This is a genomic window from Streptosporangium sp. NPDC003464 (genome assembly GCF_053588315.1).
Map to the genome: position 1 here is coordinate 14,596 of NZ_JBSFPS010000003.1, position 17,155 is coordinate 31,750.

The 17,155-nt window shown below is 68.9% G+C and carries 17 protein-coding genes; 11 read left to right on the forward strand and 6 right to left on the reverse strand.

Annotated features, from left to right (window positions below):
- The first annotated feature begins 89 nt into the window (after positions 1–89).
- A complete protein-coding gene (locus ACWDS7_RS01025; protein ID WP_451927614.1) occupies positions 90–899 on the forward strand; it encodes a DUF2306 domain-containing protein in 810 nt (269 codons plus the stop codon).
- A gap of 164 nt (positions 900–1,063) precedes the next feature.
- Here the strand turns inward: ACWDS7_RS01025 and ACWDS7_RS01030 are convergent, their stop codons facing one another.
- Positions 1,064–1,831: a TetR/AcrR family transcriptional regulator gene (locus ACWDS7_RS01030; protein WP_451927541.1), complete on the reverse strand. Its 768-nt coding sequence runs from the start codon at positions 1,829–1,831 to the stop codon at positions 1,064–1,066.
- A 97-nt stretch (positions 1,832–1,928) separates the two neighbouring features.
- Between ACWDS7_RS01030 and ACWDS7_RS01035 the strand changes: the two genes are divergently transcribed.
- Both ACWDS7_RS01035 and ACWDS7_RS01040 read left to right on the forward strand, forming a co-directional pair.
- On the forward strand, positions 1,929–3,128 hold the full coding sequence (locus ACWDS7_RS01035) for a DUF418 domain-containing protein (RefSeq protein ID WP_451927542.1): 1,200 nt from the start codon (positions 1,929–1,931) through the stop codon (positions 3,126–3,128).
- A gap of 217 nt (positions 3,129–3,345) precedes the next feature.
- Positions 3,346–4,029, forward strand: a complete 684-nt coding sequence (locus tag ACWDS7_RS01040) for a class I SAM-dependent methyltransferase (RefSeq protein WP_451927543.1) — start codon at positions 3,346–3,348, stop codon at positions 4,027–4,029.
- Between the two features lie 336 nt (positions 4,030–4,365).
- On the opposite strand, the gene ACWDS7_RS01045 is transcribed toward ACWDS7_RS01040, so the two are convergent.
- Both ACWDS7_RS01045 and ACWDS7_RS01050 read right to left on the reverse strand, forming a co-directional pair.
- Positions 4,366–5,064, reverse strand: a complete 699-nt coding sequence (locus ACWDS7_RS01045; protein ID WP_451927544.1) for a response regulator transcription factor — start codon at positions 5,062–5,064, stop codon at positions 4,366–4,368.
- A complete protein-coding gene (locus ACWDS7_RS01050) occupies positions 5,061–6,308 on the reverse strand; it encodes a sensor histidine kinase (RefSeq protein ID WP_451927545.1) in 1,248 nt (415 codons plus the stop codon). The genes ACWDS7_RS01045 and ACWDS7_RS01050 overlap by 4 nt, the downstream gene beginning before the upstream one ends.
- A 275-nt stretch (positions 6,309–6,583) precedes the next feature.
- Here ACWDS7_RS01050 and ACWDS7_RS01055 point away from each other — a divergent pair, with 275 nt between their 5' ends.
- From ACWDS7_RS01055 to ACWDS7_RS01065, 3 genes are all read left to right on the forward strand, one after another.
- A complete protein-coding gene (locus tag ACWDS7_RS01055; protein ID WP_451927546.1) occupies positions 6,584–6,985 on the forward strand; it encodes a DUF6223 family protein in 402 nt (133 codons plus the stop codon).
- Positions 6,986–7,212: 227 nt separating this feature from the next.
- Positions 7,213–7,911, forward strand: coding sequence for a sulfotransferase family protein (locus tag ACWDS7_RS01060; RefSeq protein ID WP_451927615.1), 699 nt, complete (start codon positions 7,213–7,215; stop codon positions 7,909–7,911).
- Between the two features lie 191 nt (positions 7,912–8,102).
- On the forward strand, positions 8,103–8,525 hold the full coding sequence (locus tag ACWDS7_RS01065) for a DUF6223 family protein (protein WP_451927547.1): 423 nt from the start codon (positions 8,103–8,105) through the stop codon (positions 8,523–8,525).
- Positions 8,526–8,887: 362 nt separating this feature from the next.
- Here the strand turns inward: ACWDS7_RS01065 and ACWDS7_RS01070 are convergent, their stop codons facing one another.
- Positions 8,888–9,241 (reverse strand): beta/gamma crystallin domain-containing protein, encoded by a 354-nt coding sequence (locus ACWDS7_RS01070; protein WP_306872931.1) that lies wholly within the window; start codon positions 9,239–9,241, stop codon positions 8,888–8,890.
- Between the two features lie 627 nt (positions 9,242–9,868).
- Positions 9,869–11,014 (reverse strand): FAD-dependent oxidoreductase, encoded by a 1,146-nt coding sequence (locus ACWDS7_RS01075; protein WP_451927548.1) that lies wholly within the window; start codon positions 11,012–11,014, stop codon positions 9,869–9,871.
- A 253-nt stretch (positions 11,015–11,267) separates the two neighbouring features.
- On the opposite strand from ACWDS7_RS01075, the gene ACWDS7_RS01080 reads away from it, so the two are divergent.
- On the forward strand, positions 11,268–11,870 hold the full coding sequence (locus tag ACWDS7_RS01080) for a TetR/AcrR family transcriptional regulator (protein WP_451927549.1): 603 nt from the start codon (positions 11,268–11,270) through the stop codon (positions 11,868–11,870).
- Between the two features lie 190 nt (positions 11,871–12,060).
- On the opposite strand, the gene ACWDS7_RS01085 is transcribed toward ACWDS7_RS01080, so the two are convergent.
- Positions 12,061–12,981: an MBL fold metallo-hydrolase gene (locus ACWDS7_RS01085; protein ID WP_451927550.1), complete on the reverse strand. Its 921-nt coding sequence runs from the start codon at positions 12,979–12,981 to the stop codon at positions 12,061–12,063.
- Positions 12,982–13,063: 82 nt separating this feature from the next.
- Between ACWDS7_RS01085 and ACWDS7_RS01090 the strand changes: the two genes are divergently transcribed.
- The 4 genes from ACWDS7_RS01090 (at position 13,064) to ACWDS7_RS01105 (ending at position 17,155) form a co-directional block, all read left to right on the forward strand.
- A complete protein-coding gene (locus ACWDS7_RS01090; protein ID WP_451927551.1) occupies positions 13,064–13,948 on the forward strand; it encodes a LysR family transcriptional regulator in 885 nt (294 codons plus the stop codon).
- Positions 13,949–14,408: 460 nt separating this feature from the next.
- Positions 14,409–15,194 carry a DUF6202 family protein gene (locus ACWDS7_RS01095; RefSeq protein WP_451927552.1) on the forward strand — a complete coding sequence of 262 codons (786 nt, stop codon included), beginning with the start codon at positions 14,409–14,411 and terminating at the stop codon, positions 15,192–15,194.
- 24 nt (positions 15,195–15,218) lie between these two features.
- Entirely contained in the window at positions 15,219–16,319 is a 1,101-nt protein-coding gene (locus ACWDS7_RS01100; RefSeq protein ID WP_451927553.1) for a DUF6421 family protein, read from the forward strand.
- Positions 16,320–16,321: 2 nt separating this feature from the next.
- Positions 16,322–17,155 (forward strand): PhzF family phenazine biosynthesis protein, encoded by an 834-nt coding sequence (locus ACWDS7_RS01105; RefSeq protein WP_451927616.1) that lies wholly within the window; start codon positions 16,322–16,324, stop codon positions 17,153–17,155.

Consider the following 17,155-nt stretch of genomic DNA (forward strand, 5'->3'; position numbering starts at 1 on the left):
CTGGCCTCGGATCCGCGTACCCGCGAGGCTGGCCGCGATGGGCGAGCTGCGCGCCCGCCGCGACTTCGGTGAGGAGACCTTCTGTGGCCATGACGTTGATGGGATCGGGTTCGGCGCCCGGCGAGGACGGGGCGGGGACACCGCCTTCGCACCCGGCGGCGCAGTCACGGCGTCGGCGCCAGCTCGGCTGGATCATTCCGCTGTTCATCGTGATGCTCGCGTTCGTGGTGTACTCGGTGCCGCCGTACCTCACCTTCGACCCGGCGCAATCACGGGTTGAGCTGTCCGATTCGCCGCCATTTTTCTACTCCCTACTTGTGGCGCACATCATTTTCGGCACGGTGGCCCTGCTGACGGGGTGCTTCCAGGTGTGGCCGTGGTTCCGCCGCTCCTACCCCAGGGCTCACCGCTGGACGGGGCGGGCGTACTTCTTCCTCGGCGTGTTCCCCGCCGGCATCACCGTTCTGGGAGTCGCCCCGTTCGGCCACACGGGGTTCGGCGGAAACACCGGGAACACCATGCTGGGCGTGGTGTGGCTGATCACCGGTCTCGCCGGGTGGCGGATGGCTCGGCAGCGGCGGTTCCCCGAGCACCGCAGGTGGATGATCCGCAGCTTTGCGCTGACCACGTCCATCGTGGCGAGCCGGCTGTGGGCCGGGGTGCTGCTCGCCGTCCAGCTGCCGCGGCTCGACAGCGCCTACGGCGGCGACCAGCAAGCGATGATCGAGGCGATCGGTTCCGCCGGCGTATGGCTCAGCTGGGTCGTCAACCTGCTGATCGCGGAATGGTGGCTGGAGTACACGGACCACACGGGCAAGCCCAGGTCCCGCAGACGTCCGCGGGTCCGCGCCGCCTCCGCGTCCACGGCCGCCTCCGGGGCAGGACGGCCCGCCGGCTGAGCCGGGCGTCGTGCTCGGCGATCCAGTTGGCGGCCGATCTCCGGATCCGGCCACCGGCGGCACGTGAGCGGTCGATCGGGAGGTCGCCTCGCTCGTGAACGGGACGACAAGGCGGCCGGTGCCGTGGACGCCCGCGGACCCGAGAAGGCCCGCCGAACCGCGGCTCAGGACTGCTCCATCCGTACGGCGACCCCGTCGAGGATCAGCTCCAGCCCAAGTGAGAAGTCCGCGTCGGCGACCGTCTCGTCGGGAGTGTTCGACGGCGGCGTCTCGAACAGTGTCGAGGAGAACAGCCGGGCCGTCTCGGGGAAGCGCTCGGGGTCGACGAGCCGCACCAGCGCGCGGGCCTGGGCGCGCTCGGCGTCGGCCTGCCCCTGATCTTCGGCTCTGCTCTCGGCGAGGTCGCTGTGCTGCCGCACGGACTGGAGCACGTAGCCGCCGATCAGCGACAGGACGCCGACCTTGTGCGCCCGGTCGAGGCGGGTGCGGGACATGACCGCCAGCGCGGCCTCCATCCACGCGATCCCGTTCGGTCCGGAAGGCGGTCCGGAGATGGGCACACGCGTCAGCCACGGCCGCTGCTGGAACACCGCGCGCTGCGCGGAGGCCCACCTGCGCAGCCCTTCGCGCCAGTCGCCGGTGCCCATGTCCGGCGGCATGCCCAGGGCGTGGTCGGTCATGAGCGTGAGCAGCTCGTCCTTGGATCCGACGTGCCTGTAGAGCGACATCCCCGTGAAGCCGAGGCTCTTGGCGACCTTGGGAATCGTCACGCCGCCGAGCCCGTCGCAGTCAGCGATCTCCACCGCCGTGGCGACGATCAGGTCGACGTCGAGGGCCGCGGGCCGCCCGAGACGCGAGGGCTCCGTCATCCTCCACAGCCGGCGCAGCGCCGCCGGAACGAAGTGCTCGCTGGTCATGGCTCCCTCGTTCACCTCAGGAATTCAACCCTGTCATGCCAGGGTCCTCATTAGTGTATCCGTAATACTTTCTCTGTGAAACTAACACCTGCATCTCAGGAGAGGTACGAACATGAGCATTCACACCGCACCGCGGACATCGAGAGGTCCGGTGCGGCGCGCCGAACGCGCCCTCGCACCGGACCTGGCCCGGGGAGCGATGTTGCTGATCATCGCGCTGGCCAACGTCGCCGGAGTCGTCTTCGCCGGCGAGCCCGGCCTCGACGCCACGCCGGACGGCGTCGACCGCGGCGTGAACTTCCTGCTCTTCGAACTCGTCCACGCCCGCGGGTACCCGGTCTTCGCCGTGATGTTCGGCTACGGTCTCGTCCAGCTCGCCCGCCGCCAGGATGCCTCCGGGGCCACGCCGGAGCAGGTCCGCTCGGTGCTGATGCGCCGCAACCTCTGGCTCGTCGCCTTCGGGTCCGTACACGCCGCGTTGCTGTACTACGGCGACTTCCTCGGCGCGTACGGGATCGTCGGGATCGTGATGACCCTGCTGCTGCTACGTCGCGGCGACAAGTTCCACCGGACCGTGCTGGTGCTCTGGACGCTGTACGCGGTCGAGATCCTGATCCTCGGCGTCATCGTGCTGAGCCGTACCCTCGGAGGTCAGGGCGGGTCGGCCCCGCTGCCGACGGGCCACGTCGACTCCCTCGCCGCAGCCGGATACTTCGCCTCCATGCTGGACCGCCTCGCCGAATGGCCGATGCACACGCTGACCGTCCTGCCCTTCATCCTCATCGCCTGGCTGGGCATGTGGGCCGCCCGCCACCGCGTCCTCGAAGAGCCCGCCCGCCACAAGACCCTGCTCTCCTGGACCGCTGTCCTCGGACTCGGCGTCGCCGTCGCCGGAGGTCTCCCGACCGCCCTGGTCAGCGCTGGATGGCTGCACGTCGACGAGTCGGCCGCCAGTCTGATGCTGCTGCTCCACGGCGGCAGCGGCATGTTCGCCGGCCCGGGGTACGTGGCCGTCTTCGGCCTGGTCGTCATGCGGATCACCCGGCCCGGCCCCGTTGTCGGCGCGCTCTCGGCCCTGGGCCGGCGTTCCCTGTCGGGATACCTGTTCCAGTCGGTGGCCTGGCTCGTTCTCCTGGCGCCCTTCACACTCGACCTCGGCGACCGTTTCGGCAGCCCCACGGTGACCGGCCTGGTCATCGCGGTGGCCGTCTGGCTCGCGACCGTCCTGATCGCCCACCTGCTCGACAAGCGTCATCAGGCCGGTCCCGCCGAGACCGTCCTGCGCCGCCTGACCTACGGGCCTCGGGCATAGTCGCCGCAGCACGAAGCATCGTCGGTGGCGCCCGGCATGGTGAGGCCATGACCGAGGCGCCCCCTTCCACCGCCGAGCCGAGGATGCTTCCCCGCCGGTGGGGCAGGGTGTCGCCCGGCAGCTGGACCGACGCAAGGACCGGTTCATCCTCCGCGACATTCGGTGACCGTCTCGCTGCCCTCACTCCGGCTGCCCGCGACGCCCCAGAATGGGAGGCATGACCTCACGGATCTACCACGGCACGGGCCCGGGGCCGATCACCCCGGACGGTTGCGCGGTCGACTACTACGCCACCCTCACCGCGGGCGGCGAACCTGAACTCATCCACGCCGCTGTCCCGCCCGGGGCGAGCATCCTCGAACTCGGAGCCGGCACCGGGCGCATCACCCATCCCCTGCTGGAACTCGGGCACGAGGTCGTCGCTGTCGACGAATCCCCCGAGATGCTCGCCCACATCACCGGAGCCGAGACCGTCTGCTCCCGCATCCAGACCCTGGCCCTGCCCCGGACCTTCGATCTGGTGCTGCTGATGTCGTTCGTCGTCGAGACCGCCGACGACGACCTGCGCGCCGCGTTCCTGCGTACCTGCCGCCGACACGTCGCCGACGACGGCTGCGTCATCCTGCAGCGCAAGCCCCCCGAGTGGTACGACACCATCCAGCCGTTCGAACGCCGGGCCGATGACGGCCGCACCGTCCGCATGACCGGCATCGGCCGTCCCGGACCAGATCTGCTGGAGGCCACCATGGAGTACGTCATCGGCGAGCGGCGCTGGACCCATACCTTCGTCAGCCGCCGTCTCGACGACGACCGTCTCAGCCGCGAGCTCGACCAGGCCGGCCTGACGGTCTCCGGATTCCTCGACGATGACCGCGGATGGGTGCGCGCCGTGCCTCGCTGATCCACAGTCCTCCCCGCGCGGCCAGGACTCGGGGTGTCGGTAAGACTCGTGTCACCGACACCCCGAGAAGTGCGGGACAGCTGGGCTGCGGGGCTCGATCGGCAACGGAACGGTCAGTGGCGTCAGCAGGCCGACGCGGGCGGAGTCGCCGCCATCCACCGTTCCAGCCCCGAACTCCCTCCTATCCGCTACACCGGCAGCGGCGGAAACGGCGTGCCGCTGGTGTTCTCTCATCCGCCGGCCGCGAGCGCGGCCGCCACGGCGGGCGTCCCAGGTATTCGACAACGACATGATCATCTACGCCCGGTCGCTGCGCGAGCGCGGCGGGGTCGTGCCCTACATCGCAGGGCTGACCAGTCCTGTTTGGTAAGCGATGACGACCAGCTGCGCACGGTCGCGCGCACCCAGTTTCGTCATCGCGCGGCTGACATGGGTGCGTGCGGTGGCCGGGCTGAGGAACAACTCGGCACCGATCTCGTCGTTGTTCAGGCCCTGTCCCACCAGGGCGAGCACTTCGCGCTCGCGCTGGGTCAGCACCGCGAGCCGGCCCTCTCCGGCCTGCGTGGCTGTTCGTCGCGTGGTGACCTGCGCGATGAGGCGTCGGGTGACCCGCGGTGCGAGCAGCGCCTCTCCGGCGGCGATCACCCGGATGGCGTGCAGGAGTTCGGCCGGGCCGGCGTCCTTGAGCAGGAAGCCGCTGGCGCCGGCCTGCAAGGCGTCGAAGACGTACTCGTCGGTGTCGTAGGTGGTGAGGATGAGGACCCGGACCTGCTCCAAGCCGTGCGTCTCGGCGATCTGGGCGGTGGCTTGGATCCCGTCCAGCTTGGGCATGCGGATGTCCATGAGGACGACGTCGGGGCGGGTGACGCGGGCCTGTTCTACGGCTTCGGCGCCGTTGGCGGCTTCTCCCACCACGGTGATGCCGTCCTCGAGGTCGAGCAGGACCTTGAACCCGGATCGCACGAGACCCTCGTCGTCGGCGAGCAGCACCTTGATCGGAGCGTTGGTCGGCGGTGAGGCGGCCGCCGCGTTCACAGGCTTGCCCCGGTCGGTGTGAGGGGCAGTCGTGCCTTGACTTCGAACCCGCCGCCTGGAAGCGGCCCGGCGTCGAGGTCTCCGCCCAGCAGCCGGCAGCGCTCGCGCATGCCGACGATCCCGCGGCCCGACGCGGCCGAGCTGCCCGTGCCGCTCGGATGCCGGGCCGGTAGGCGCGGATCCGCGGAGTCATGACCTGGGGCGGCACGGCGGCCTTCATCGGTCACACGGATCTCCAAGGCGTCGATCCTGGGGTTCAGCGCTACCGTCACCCGAGTCGGGCCGACGTGGCGGATCACGTTGGTGATCGATTCCTGAAGGATCCGGTAGGCGGCGCTTCCCACCGCGCTGGGCAACGGCGCCGCGGGCGAGGTCTCCTCGAGCTTGATGTCGAGTCCCGCCTCGCGCGCCTTGGCGGCCAGTTCGTCGATCTGCCCCAGCCCGGGGTACGGCACCCGCCCGTCGTCACCGTCGTCACGGAGTACCCCGAGGATGGCCCGCATCTCCCGCAGCGCCCGGGAACTGGTCTGCTCGATGACTCGCAGCGCCTCGCGCGCCACTTCCGGCCGCTTGTCGAGCACGTGTGCGGTGACGCCGGACTGGACGTTGATGATCGCTATGGCGTGCGCGACGGTGTCGTGGACCTCGCGCGCGATCCGGAGCCGTTCGGCGTCCACACGCGCCCGCGCCTCCTCCTCGCGAGTCCGTTCGGCCAACTCAGCGCGCTCCTGAGCTTCGGCCGCGATGACCTGTCGGGACCGGACGGACTCGCCAAGGGCCGCGCTCATGACCGACGCGCCGATCCGGAAGAACACCCAGCCGATGGCGGCACGTGGCTCGATGTCGGCCGCGGCGACCAGCCAGCCGATGGCGAGCACCGAGGTGCCCACGCCGGCGATCACCAGCGACCGGCGCCCGTCTCCGTAGGCGGCCAGGGTGTACAGGGCGACGAAGAGCCCGAGCCAGCCGGGCCCGTCCGGGAAGTCAAGGCCGTAGTACACCAAGCTGGCGAGCGCGGCGGTGACGAACACCGGCACCGGCCATCGGCGGCGGACGGCCACGACCACGCCACTCACGATCAGCAGGACATACCCCAGGTTTCCGAGGTCGGTGAGCGGCCGCTGTACCATCTCGCCGGTATTGCGGACGATCGTGCCCTGAACCTGCATCACGGTGACGAAGAGCGCGAGCAACACGTCCTGCGCCGGCACAGGCAGGCGCCACGGCACCATGCGGTGTTTCATGCCGCGATCCTATGGTTCCCGCGCGTGAGAACACTCCGCCCAGACGCGCGGCCGCCTACGACGACGGGCGTACCGAGGCACGAGGCCTCTACGCAGAACTGCGTAGAGGCTGCCATCCGCTGTCGGAGGCCGCGGCCGCCCCGACGGCGCGATGATCGATTCCGCGAAACCCCTCCCAGGCGCTCGCGCTCGTCACCGTAGCCTCGGCCGCCATAGGCCGAGTCACCGCGCTGCACACGCTGCCGACGCCCGTCATTCGACCGAAAGGATCCTCAATGTCCGTCCTGTTGGTGCTTGCCGCACAGGCGGCCTCGCCCGTCTGTACGACGTCGGCAGAATGCGCGGGCCAGGGTGTCGATACTTTCCTCGGGACCCCTGAGCGAATCTGGGCCAGTGTGGCCGCACTGGTGGCGCTGGGCGGTGTGGTCATCGGCTGGCTGGCGCTGCGCTCCGTCCGTCGTATCGGCGACAGCGGGAGGAAGGGAGCCATCGCGGCCCTGGTGACGGGGCTGACCGGCGGGCTCAACGGCGCGGTGAAACTGGCTGTCGCCGACGGTGGTCTCGGCACCGGCAACGGAGTGTTCGGGGCGGCCTTGGCCCTGGTGCTTGGGCTCGTCGGTGCGGTCCTCGGCGGGCTGGCTCTGGCCCGCTCCCGCCGCACCGCGCTGAGCGGCTGACCGCAGCGGATACGAGCGCGCGATCGAGGCCCTGATGACCGTACACACCTCGATCGCCGCGCGGCGACCGCTCCTCGTGATCTTGTACGTACATACGTACAGGAAGACAGCTGTACATCAACAAGGGCGGCTGCCCTACCAATCCGACACCAACGCCAAGGCCGCGGTCGACGTCTGCCGAAAGGTGAACGCCGCAGCCGCAGCCGCAGGAGGCTGACGTGCTACACGTGATCGGCGCGGGATTCCCGCGCACCGGAACCAGATCAATGAAGGCCGCGCTGGAAAGGCTGGGATTCGGTCCCTGCTACCACATGGCCGAAATCGGGAGCAATCCCGACCACGTCGACCGGTGGCTGCCCGCCGCCTCCGGCCTGCCGCTGGACTGGGACAGCGTGCTCGACGGCTACCGATCCGCCCAGGACTGGCCGGCCAGTTTCTTCTGGCGCGAGCAGGCGGAGGTCTACCCGGACGCGAAGGTCGTGCTGACCGTCCGCGATCCGCATCGCTGGTATGTCAGCATGCAGGCTCTGATCGCCACCCGCCGGGACGTGCCGCCGGACCTGCCTGAAGCGGGGGCCGCGGTACTCAGGACGATGGAGAGGCTCCGCCCGGTTCTCGATCTCATCGGAGAGTCCACCTTCGGCGACACCTGGGACTTCCAGCGGGGCATGCCCGACGAAGAGATCGCGGTAGCGGCGTTCCACCGTCACGTGGCCGTTGTCCAGAAGAGCGTGCCCGCGGATCGCCTCCTGGTGTTCGACGTCCGCGAGGGCTGGGAGCCGCTCTGCCGGTTCCTGGGCGTCGACGCTCCCGCCGGCGAGCCGTTCCCGCACCTCAACGACTCCGAGACCATGCAGCGCGCGCTGCAACAACTGGTGACCGATGGCAGCATCGACTCGGCTTTCATCTCCGGCACGCACGACTGAACGACATCACCGCGCCTTTCCACAGGACCGTCCTACGGAGGGGCGCGGAGGTCGTCCTCGCCCCCTGTCGATGCGATTCCGTGAAACCCCTCCCAGGCGCTCGCGCTCGTCACCGGCACCTCGACCGGCATAGGCCGAGTCGCCGCGCTGTACACGCTGCGGGCGCCTGTCATTCGACAGAAAGGATCCTCATGTCCGTCCGTCACTTGCCAGCCACCGCCGCAGCCGCCCTGCTCGGAATCATGGGGCTCGCCACACCGGCGGCCGCGCACGTCCTGGTTCAGCCCGTCAGTGCTTACACCTTGACCTCCGGGCGTCTGTGGTCCGCGGTGGCCGCGCTGCTGGGGCTGGCCGGCGTCGTCATCGGCGGGCTGGCTCTGGCCCGCTCTACCGGTCGTATCGGCACCGGCACCGGCACCGGGAGAAGGGGGGCCATCGTGGCGTTGGCGGTGGGGCCGGCCTGCACGGTCATCGGCGGGCTGGTCGTGGCCGCCGCCGACGGTGGTCCCGGCACCGGCTACGGAATAGTCGGGGGCTACGTGGACCTGGTGGTCGGGCCGATCGCCATGGTCCTCGGTGGGCTGGCTCTGGCCCGCTCCCGCCGCACGGCCTGACCCGGCCCCGGTGCCGGGCCAGTGCCCGTGTCGTTATCGCCGTGGGCGATGAGGAACGGCGGTGCTTCCGCCGCGATGCGCGGCTCCGGCGAGGAATCGGGCCCCCTGACCGTAATAGGAGCCGTACCAGGTGTTCAGGTCGGAGACACCGCTCACGGTTACCGGACCGGTCAAGAACTTCATCGCCGAGCATCCAGGCGTCGCCGTACGCCTCTTTCAGGCGAGCCCGCAGGTCCGGCTCCGCCCATGACGGGTCCGCCGGCTCGGCCGCGCTCGTACCGGGGTGTCGCACCGCCCGCCGCCGGTCACGCCTGCGGGACGTGACCGGCCGGCGATTCCGGCGGCAACCGGACGACAACATGTCACACGATCTGGATGGCGACGACCTTCGGAGGGCGGTTCGGGAAGGTGATGTCGTGCCAGCGCTCGATCTTCACCGAGTCGCCGTTGGCGTCGTAGTAGATCAGGTCGTTGTTGCCCGTGGAGATCCGGTCGACCCACCATCCGCCGAAGTCGGTCTTTCCGCCGTTGGCGTAGCAGTCGACGCTCTCACGGCCGTCGAGGTGCGACCAGATCTTCAGGAAGTTCTCGCCGCCGACGCATTGGACGTGGTCGATGGCGAAGGCGGTGCCGCCCGGGACGGTGACGGCGAAGGCGGCGGCTCCGGCGAGTGCCACGGCCATGGAACGGGCCTTCTTCTTGCTCTTCGAGATCACGGACTCTCCTCCTGCGGGGACCGGCGCGCCCGGCCCCGGCCCTGTTGGTGACGTCGCGTCCTGACGGAACGGCGCTTCGCCGGGCCGGCGGACGGCCGACTGCGCACCGGAGCGGCCTCTCGCGGCTACGCTTTCCGTGACGCAATTGAGTTGACCGATAACTCAAAGTAATATAGCTCTCCGTCCGGCCAACGCTCCGAACGCGAGGAGCATCCCCCGATCGTGGCGCTCACGCGCGGCTGACGAGCCGTGTGCCAGGGGTCGGAGTGCGGCGGAACGAAGGGGTCGGAGTGCGGCGGAACGAAAACGTACGCCAAGACCATTCATCCAGCTCAACGGTGGCATCTAAGGCATTCGCAGGTGGGGCCTTGGCGCACGTTCGTTCCATCGCTCTCGATGGACGGGCTGCGCAGGTACCGCCTCCGGGTTGAGCGGCGACCGAACGGCCAGTGGCGACAAGGAGTCCGCGAGACCCGTCGTGTCGTCACCGGCCGTTCCGATGCGGGTGGTGCTCTCAGGAGGGGGTGTTGACAGGTCGATCTCGACGGCGAGGACTCCGAGGGCTTCGCTGAGCGCGCCGGGCAGGCCCGCTCAGCGTGATTTCGAGCGGTCGAGTCCTGCTCAGTGCTAGCCGTCACCGAACTCGTCGTCACCGAAGTCGGGAACCTGGGGAGACAGCAACTGCTCGGCGCCGCCTTCCAGCAGCTTGGCGGTCTGAGTCGAGCGGGGCAGCATGGTCGCCTCGTAGGTGCGGATGGCCTCGTCGAGGGTGGCGGAGCCGGCCAGGGCGAGAGCGAGTTCGCCGGCGTCGAGCAGGGCGTGGTTGACGCCGACGCCGAGCGGGGGCATGAGGTGGGCGGCGTCACCGAGCAGGGTGACGGTGGGGTTGTGCTCCCAGGTGTGCGGGACCGGGAGGGCGAAGATGGGGCGGTCGACGTAGGGGCCGTCGTTGTCGCTGATCAGCCGGCGCAGGCGGGGAGACCAGTCGGCGTATTCCTTCAGGAGCTTGGCGCGGATGCCTTCGGTGTCGTCGATGGTCAGGCCGCTCTGGCCGATCCAGTCGATCGGGACGCGCCGGATGAGGTAGACGCGGGTGTGGTCGCCGCTGTTGCGCTGGGCGAACAGGCCTCGGTCGCCGTCGCCCGCGGCCGCGCCGCCCTGGCCGACCAGGTCGGCGATCTCGGGATGACGGGCGTCGACGTCGTCGAACCACGCCTCCAGGAAGCTGACCCCGGTGTATGCGGGGACGGCGGACGAGACGGCCGGGCGGACCCGGGAGAAGGCGCCGTCGGCGCCGATGACGAGGTCGGTCTCGACGGCTGTGCCGTCGGTGAAGTGCAGCAGCCGCGGCCCGTCGGCGGGCCCGCCGACCCGGTCGAGAGCGCGCCCCCACCGCACGGTGCCCGGCTCCAGCGAGTCCAGCAGCAGGTCGCGGAGCTGGCCGCGGTCGATCTCCGGCTTGAAGCGCTCTCCCTCCTCGGGCACGTGATGCAGCGTCATCTCACCGGCGGGGGTCATCTGCCGCATCTCCTGCCCCTCCGGACGCGCCAGCGCGAAGAACTCCTTCAGCAGCCCGGCCTCGCGCAGCGCGAGCTGGCCGTCGTCGGCGCGCAGGTCCAGCGTGCCGCCCTGGTCGCGGACGTCCCGGTCCGCGTCACGGTCATAGACGGTCACCGCCAGGCCGTGTCTCTGCAGAATGCGGGCACAGGCCAGGCCGCCGGGGCCGGCGCCGATGACGCTGATACGGGCCTTTGCGGGTGCGGGAGAGGTCATCGCGGAAATTCCTTTCGAAGAACGGGACACGGGCTCAGGGGCGAGCGCGGCGCTGTCGGCCGCGGCGCTCCTGCATGCCCGTGACGGCAGGGCGCGGCCGGCAGCCCGGCGCAAGCGGCGGACAACATCAGGAGGTCTGCCGCTCGGGGTGCTTCGCCGCCCCTACGGGAGACTAAGTACGAAAGTGAACTGAGTCAACTAATGAACTTGTGCCACTAGTTGCTTGAGACAGCGATCGTATAGGCTTGCCCCCATGACCGCGTCCCCTGTCAGCCGCCGCGAACGCAAGAAGGCGGCCACCCGGCAAGCGATCGCCGACGCCGCCCTGGAGCTCTTCCTGGAGCGCGGCTACGACCAGGTGAGCATCAGCGACATCGCCGACGCCGCCGACGTGTCGAAGACCACGGTGTTCAAGCACTTCACCGGCAAAGAAGCGCTCGTCTTCGACCAGGACCAGGACCAGGAGTCCGAACTGATCACCGTGGTACGGCAACGTCCCGCGGGCCAGAGCGTCCTGGACGCCCTCCGCGAGCACGCCCTGGACACCCTGCCGCCTATCGAGACCCATCCACAGCGGGCCGCGTTCGCCCGCCTCGTGGACTCCACCCCGGAACTGCGGGCCTACTCCGAACGCATGTGGACCCGGCACACCGGCGCCCTCGCCGTGGTCATCGCCGACGAGTTCGGCGTCGACCACGACGACCTCGCCTGCGCCGCCCTCGCCCGCTACGTCCTGGACATCCCCTCCCTCGTCCGCGGACGGCACGACCTCCCGGCCGCCATCCAGACCTGCTTCGACATCCTCACTCACGGCTGGCGACCACCAAGCACTCCCCCCGCCACGACCGCCGTCTGACCGTCCCGCGACCGGGCGGCATCAGGCCCTTCCACCACCGATCACCGGCGACCCGGAACGAGACCACTGCCGCCTCGGCCGTCAAAGGGTTGCGCGACAACCTTCGTTGTCCGCGGCGAAGGCGGAAGCGCACGCACTGTGCTCGCAGATCATTGATGGGGTCGGCGCCTTGTGCTGAGCTCAGTCGGCGTTACTTTTCCTCGGTGGTTCCGACCCGAGCCCTGGACCCCCATGCGTGCTCGGCGCACAGGCAGGCGACGCCCTTGTCGATCCACTCGCGCCCGCGCCACTCCGGGTGTCGTTCGATCAGCAGGGCCCGGACCTCCTCGATGATCGTCTCCTCGCTCATCGCGGAGTCTCGCCGTACCCAGGTCTCATCGCGCAGCAGCCGCAGGTAGTCGCCGACGTCGGCCAGCAGCTCCGGCCCACCGGCCTCGCCGTGCCCGGGCACCACCACGCGCGGCCGCTCGGCCGCCAGCCGATCCATCACCTCGATCCACCGCAGACCGGACACGTCGGTGTCATGGGGCGGGAACCACGGGAAGATCGCGAACTGCCCGGTCTCCACCAGGTCACCGGTGAACATCACCCCGGCATCGGGCACTGTCACCACCTGGTCACCCCTGCTGTGCGCCCGCCCGGCGGCCCGCAGCCGCACCACCCGGCCGCCCAGATCCAGGTCGTAGACGTCGGGGTAGACGAGGTCGGGCGTGGGCAGCTCGACGCCGCGCAGTTCCCTGGCGATCCCTCCGTCCAGACCGCGGAACATCTCCAGGTAGCTCGGTCCCTTGGCGGCCAGCTCTCCGGCCTGCTCCTGGTTGACCAGGAACGTCGCCTGCCCGGCGAACGTCCGGGCGCCGAAGGCGTGCTCGGGATGGAAGTGCGTCGTGGTCAGGTAGAGCTTGCGGCCGCGCGCGTACTCGGCGGCGAACGCCAGGACCGCCTGCGCGTTGCGTGGCCCCATCCCGGTCTCCACGACCAGGACGGCCTGCGAGCCGCCGATCACGCCGATGTTGGGCACCAGCTCCACGCCTCTGTTGGGGATCACTACCAGGTCGCGGGCGAGCTCCCGGCTTCCCTCGACCCGGACGACGGGGTTGTATTCAGCCATGCCCCCAGTTGATCGCCACGGCCTTCCCGCGGTCCAACACCGATCCGGCACCGCTGATACCGCGCGGGTATCGTGGCCGGTGATGGAACTGCGCCTGCTGCGTTATTTCGTGACCGTGGCCGAGGAACGCCACTTCGGGCGGGCCGCCGCGCGGCTGCACATGACCCAGCCTCCGCTCAGCCGGGCCATCCAGCACCTGGAGGCCGACCTCGGCCTCGCCCTGCTGCACCGATCGTCGGCGGGTGTCCTCCTCACCGAGGCCGGGGCCACGCTGCTGGAGGAGGCTCGCACGCTGCTGGACCAGGCCGAGCAGGCGCGCGCCCGGGTGATGGCCACGGCCGGCCTCACCATCGGCATCCTCGCCGACACCGCCGAGCAGGCGGGGCTGGCCGCCGCCTTCCGCCGGCGCCATCCGGGCGTCGCGGTCCGCGTACGCGAGGCCGATCTCACCGATCCGACCATCGGCCTGCGCAGCGGTCTGGTGGACGTGGCGCTCACCCGGGCGCCGTTCGACGACACCGGGATCCGCGTTCACATCCTGCGCACCGATCCGGTCGGCGTCGTCCTGCGCGCCGACGACCCGCTGGCCGGGCGCGACAGCGTGCGGGTGGATGACCTGGCCGACCGCCGCTGGTTCCAGTTCCCCGACGGGACCGATCAGCTCTGGCGCGCCTACTGGAACGCCGGAGTGCCGCGTGAGGGGCCGACCGTGCGGACGGTCCAGGAATGCCTGCAGGCGGTGCTGTGGAACGGCACCGTCGGCCTGACCCCGCTCACCCACGCGCTGCCTGACGGCCTGGTGGCGGTACGGCTGGCCGACATGCCACCCAGCCCCATGGTCCTGGCCTGGAACGGAGCCGACGGCAACCCGCTCATCCGCTCGCTCCTCCGCCTGGCCGCCGAGGAGCGCGACGACCAGCTCCGAAGATCAGGTCAGGCCGGGTCCGACGCCGGCCCCACCCGATAGTTCAGGACGGCCGTATCGGTGGAAGCCGTAGTGGCCGCCGGGCGGAAAGTCCGGTGCAGATCCTGCTGACCCACGTCAATGCAGTAAATGCTGTTCTGGGTGAGTCGAATTGCACCCAGCTTTCGATTGCAGTGGACAACTCCTCACGGGACAGCGTGAGCGCTGAGGAACCAGCCCACTGGTCAAGGTTGGTCAGCGGGGCGCGAAGCGGGATGCAGTATTCGGACAATGGCGGCATTTTCCGACAGGAGAGCCGGGAGTCGCACTGTGTGTCCATTGTTTTCCTTGCTCATCGCATGAAGAACTAGCGGATCGGCAACCCGGGGACTTACCCCGTTGCGAAGTTTCGGTCCGACCGAAACTTTCTGAAGTATCAAGTTGCCTCATAATGGCCATCTCGTACAAGGTGATCTATGATGTGTGACATATTAGGCTCCCAACCGAGTTGAGGGGGGATGTCGTGACAAGCAGCACAGGACTTGACGAACGTGTAGCCGAAGTGGTGAAAGCAGCCGGGCTGGTCAGGCCGGGAAACCGGTTCTTCGCTACGGCGAAGGCCGTTGACCAGGTCGCGGCGGCGGACGCGCTGGCCGTGGCGCGGCAGTGGGAGGTGATGACCAAGGCCTTCATGTTCACGACGATCTCGGGACTGGGGGTGGCGGCGCGGCACTTCGCGTCACAGAAAGCTCCGGATCGGGAGGTGCTGGCGGCATTCCAAACGGCCTACCGGGTCATCGGCGATGATTTGGACAACCTGGCCGAGGATTTCAGCACGGTGGCGCCACCGGGGGCAGCTGGAATCCACTACCTGTGGTGGGCCGACTCGATCGTGAAGCCGCTGACCGGAGCGGTCGGCGAAGAGGCAGCAGGGGATTTCCCGAAAGGTGTCGCCAAGCTGCTGGAGGCGATGGAGGCAATGGCCGACCACCGATTGGGCGCGGCGGTTCAACTGCGGGTCGTGGAGGCCATCGCACTGGACATCGCGGTCGCGTTCCGGCGCGTGTACGGAAAGGTGCTGGTCAACGGGCAGAAGCTGTTCACCGCGCCCGACGCGTTGACGTGGATCGACGCGCACATCAAAGCCGAGACGAGTCATGCCAAGTCGGTCAGCGACGAGGAGACCGGCATGACGGCCATGGTCGAGAGCGGAGCAGACGCCGAAGAGTTCGTGCTGCTCGCCACGGATTACGCGGCCCATTGGGCCGGCGCGCTCGACGACTTCGCCGATCAGGTCTCTGCTGGCTGATCCGGGGAAGGGCATGCGAAGCCAGTGAACGACGTCATTGACTCAGTCAACGCATTACGGGGTTCAGTCCAACGTAACAAAGTTCGGAACGGAGCATTTCTCAAGCATCTGTCCAATGAGCTGATCACCTCGCCCGCGCTCCGGCACGTGAAAATCGTCCAGGCTTTCGCCGACGACGCCATGGCCTTCGCCCAGGACCCCCGGCTGCTCCAGACCAAGGCGCATATCAACAACCGGACGGACAATTCCATCTTCTCGCTGTTCGACGCGCCTTATTTCCCGACGCTGCCCCTCGATTTCCTGACTTACCGGCTACTCCCGACCGACGATCACCTGGACACCAAATATCCCAGCCCGACGATGCCGGTGACGATCGAACGGATGTCGAAGGGCTTCGAGGCTCGGCCGGTGGTGGCGCTCTTCCCGGAAAACCACATCGACGGCCGCCAGGAGAGCGGCGACCTGATCTTCTACTTCATCGACAAGTTCGTCGAACGGCATCTGCGCCTGACCCGGCTTCTCGTGACCAACGTCATGGCGGAGGGATCGTTCCCACTGGTCGAAGCCGCGAAGCCGGGCGACATCGAACAGGCCTCGGCGTGGTGGGTGCGGTTGCACGAATACCACCACAGGCAGGGAGACATGCCGATTCCCGGCTTCCTTCCGGTGAAGAAGTCCAAGCCACTGGCGGGCCTCGAGGAGCTGCGGGTGGACGTGTCGGCGATGCTCGCCTGCCTCAACGACTCCGCCCTGCCCGAGCGCGGCGCGCGGCTCACCTATGAGTACGTGCTGTCCGAGCGGCTGCTCCGCTATGCGGTGGAGGGAATACCCAGGCCCAACTACGACGCGGTCGCCTCTCAGCTGCTTTTCAACTACCTCGTCGCCGCGGACGGGATCCGGCTGCACAACGGCCTGATCCACCTCCGCCCGGGTCTGCCTGCCGTACTGGCCGAGTTTCTCGGCGAGATCCAGGCGATCGAACGGCACATCCACAGCGAGCCCGTGGAACAGGTCAGGGAACGGCTGCTGCGATTCACCAACCAGTACACGGACTACGACGAGGAGGCGAGGGACTACCGTCACATCCCCTTTTTCGCCGAGGCCAAGCGGAAGCTGGGCGTGTGAACATGATCAGTATCCCGATCTTCCAGGTGGACGCGTTCACCGATCGGATCCTCTGGGGGAATCCGGCAGCGGTCTGCCCGCTCGAAGGATGGCTGCCCGAGGCCGTCATGCAGGCCATCGCCCTGGAGAACAACCTCCCGGAGACGGCCTTCATCGTCAGGAACGGGGACGCCTACGATCTGCGCTGGTTCACCCCGGCCGCCGAGGTCGACCTGTGCGGGCACGCCACACTGGGCGCGGCGTACGTCGTGCTGACACATCTCAGGCCGGACCGGGACGAGGTGACGTTCCACTCGGCCAGCGGACCGCTCGTGGTCGCCAGGCACGGGGACAAGTTCGGCCTGGCATTCCCCGCCCTCGATCTCTCCCCGGTCGAACCGCCGGAGAGCCTCCTGCGAGGACTGGGAGCACCGGCACCGTCAGCGGTCTACAGGTCCATGGACTATGTCGCGGTCTACGACACCGAGGACCAGGTCCGGTCAGTCGTGCCGGACCAGGTCGCTCTCTCCGCGCTCGACCTGCGTGGCGTGGTCATCACCGCGCCGGGAGCCGAGGCCGACTTCTGCTCGCGCTTCTTCGGGCCGAAGCTGTCGATCCCCGAAGACCCGATCACCGGGTCGGCACACTGCGCGCTCGTTCCGTACTGGGCGCGGCGGCTGGGGAAGTCCCGGATGCGTGCCCAGCAGTTCTCGCCACGGCTGGGCCGGACCCACACGATCAGCCTTGACTGCGGCCTGGACGGAGACCGGGTCGCCCTGTCCGGCGCGGCCAGGCAGTACATGGCCGGAACGATTCACCTGTCCGAAGACGACCTCGACCAGAACCCAGAGGGATAA

Bases quoted from the DNA above. Each gene is read 5' to 3' on its own strand.
- ACWDS7_RS01025 (WP_451927614.1), top strand. From the start codon at position 90: ATGACGTTGATGGGATCGGGTTCGGCGCCCGGCGAGGACGGGGCGGGG.
- ACWDS7_RS01035 (WP_451927542.1), top strand. From the start codon at position 1,929: ATGAGCATTCACACCGCACCGCGGACATCGAGAGGTCCGGTGCGGCGC.
- ACWDS7_RS01040 (WP_451927543.1), top strand. From the start codon at position 3,346: ATGACCTCACGGATCTACCACGGCACGGGCCCGGGGCCGATCACCCCG.
- ACWDS7_RS01050 (WP_451927545.1), bottom strand. From the start codon at position 6,308: ATGAAACACCGCATGGTGCCGTGGCGCCTGCCTGTGCCGGCGCAGGAC.
- ACWDS7_RS01055 (WP_451927546.1), top strand. From the start codon at position 6,584: ATGTCCGTCCTGTTGGTGCTTGCCGCACAGGCGGCCTCGCCCGTCTGT.
- ACWDS7_RS01065 (WP_451927547.1), top strand. From the start codon at position 8,103: ATGTCCGTCCGTCACTTGCCAGCCACCGCCGCAGCCGCCCTGCTCGGA.
- ACWDS7_RS01075 (WP_451927548.1), bottom strand. From the start codon at position 11,014: ATGACCTCTCCCGCACCCGCAAAGGCCCGTATCAGCGTCATCGGCGCC.
- ACWDS7_RS01080 (WP_451927549.1), top strand. From the start codon at position 11,268: ATGACCGCGTCCCCTGTCAGCCGCCGCGAACGCAAGAAGGCGGCCACC.
- ACWDS7_RS01085 (WP_451927550.1), bottom strand. From the start codon at position 12,981: ATGGCTGAATACAACCCCGTCGTCCGGGTCGAGGGAAGCCGGGAGCTC.
- ACWDS7_RS01090 (WP_451927551.1), top strand. From the start codon at position 13,064: ATGGAACTGCGCCTGCTGCGTTATTTCGTGACCGTGGCCGAGGAACGC.
- ACWDS7_RS01105 (WP_451927616.1), top strand. From the start codon at position 16,322: ATGATCAGTATCCCGATCTTCCAGGTGGACGCGTTCACCGATCGGATC.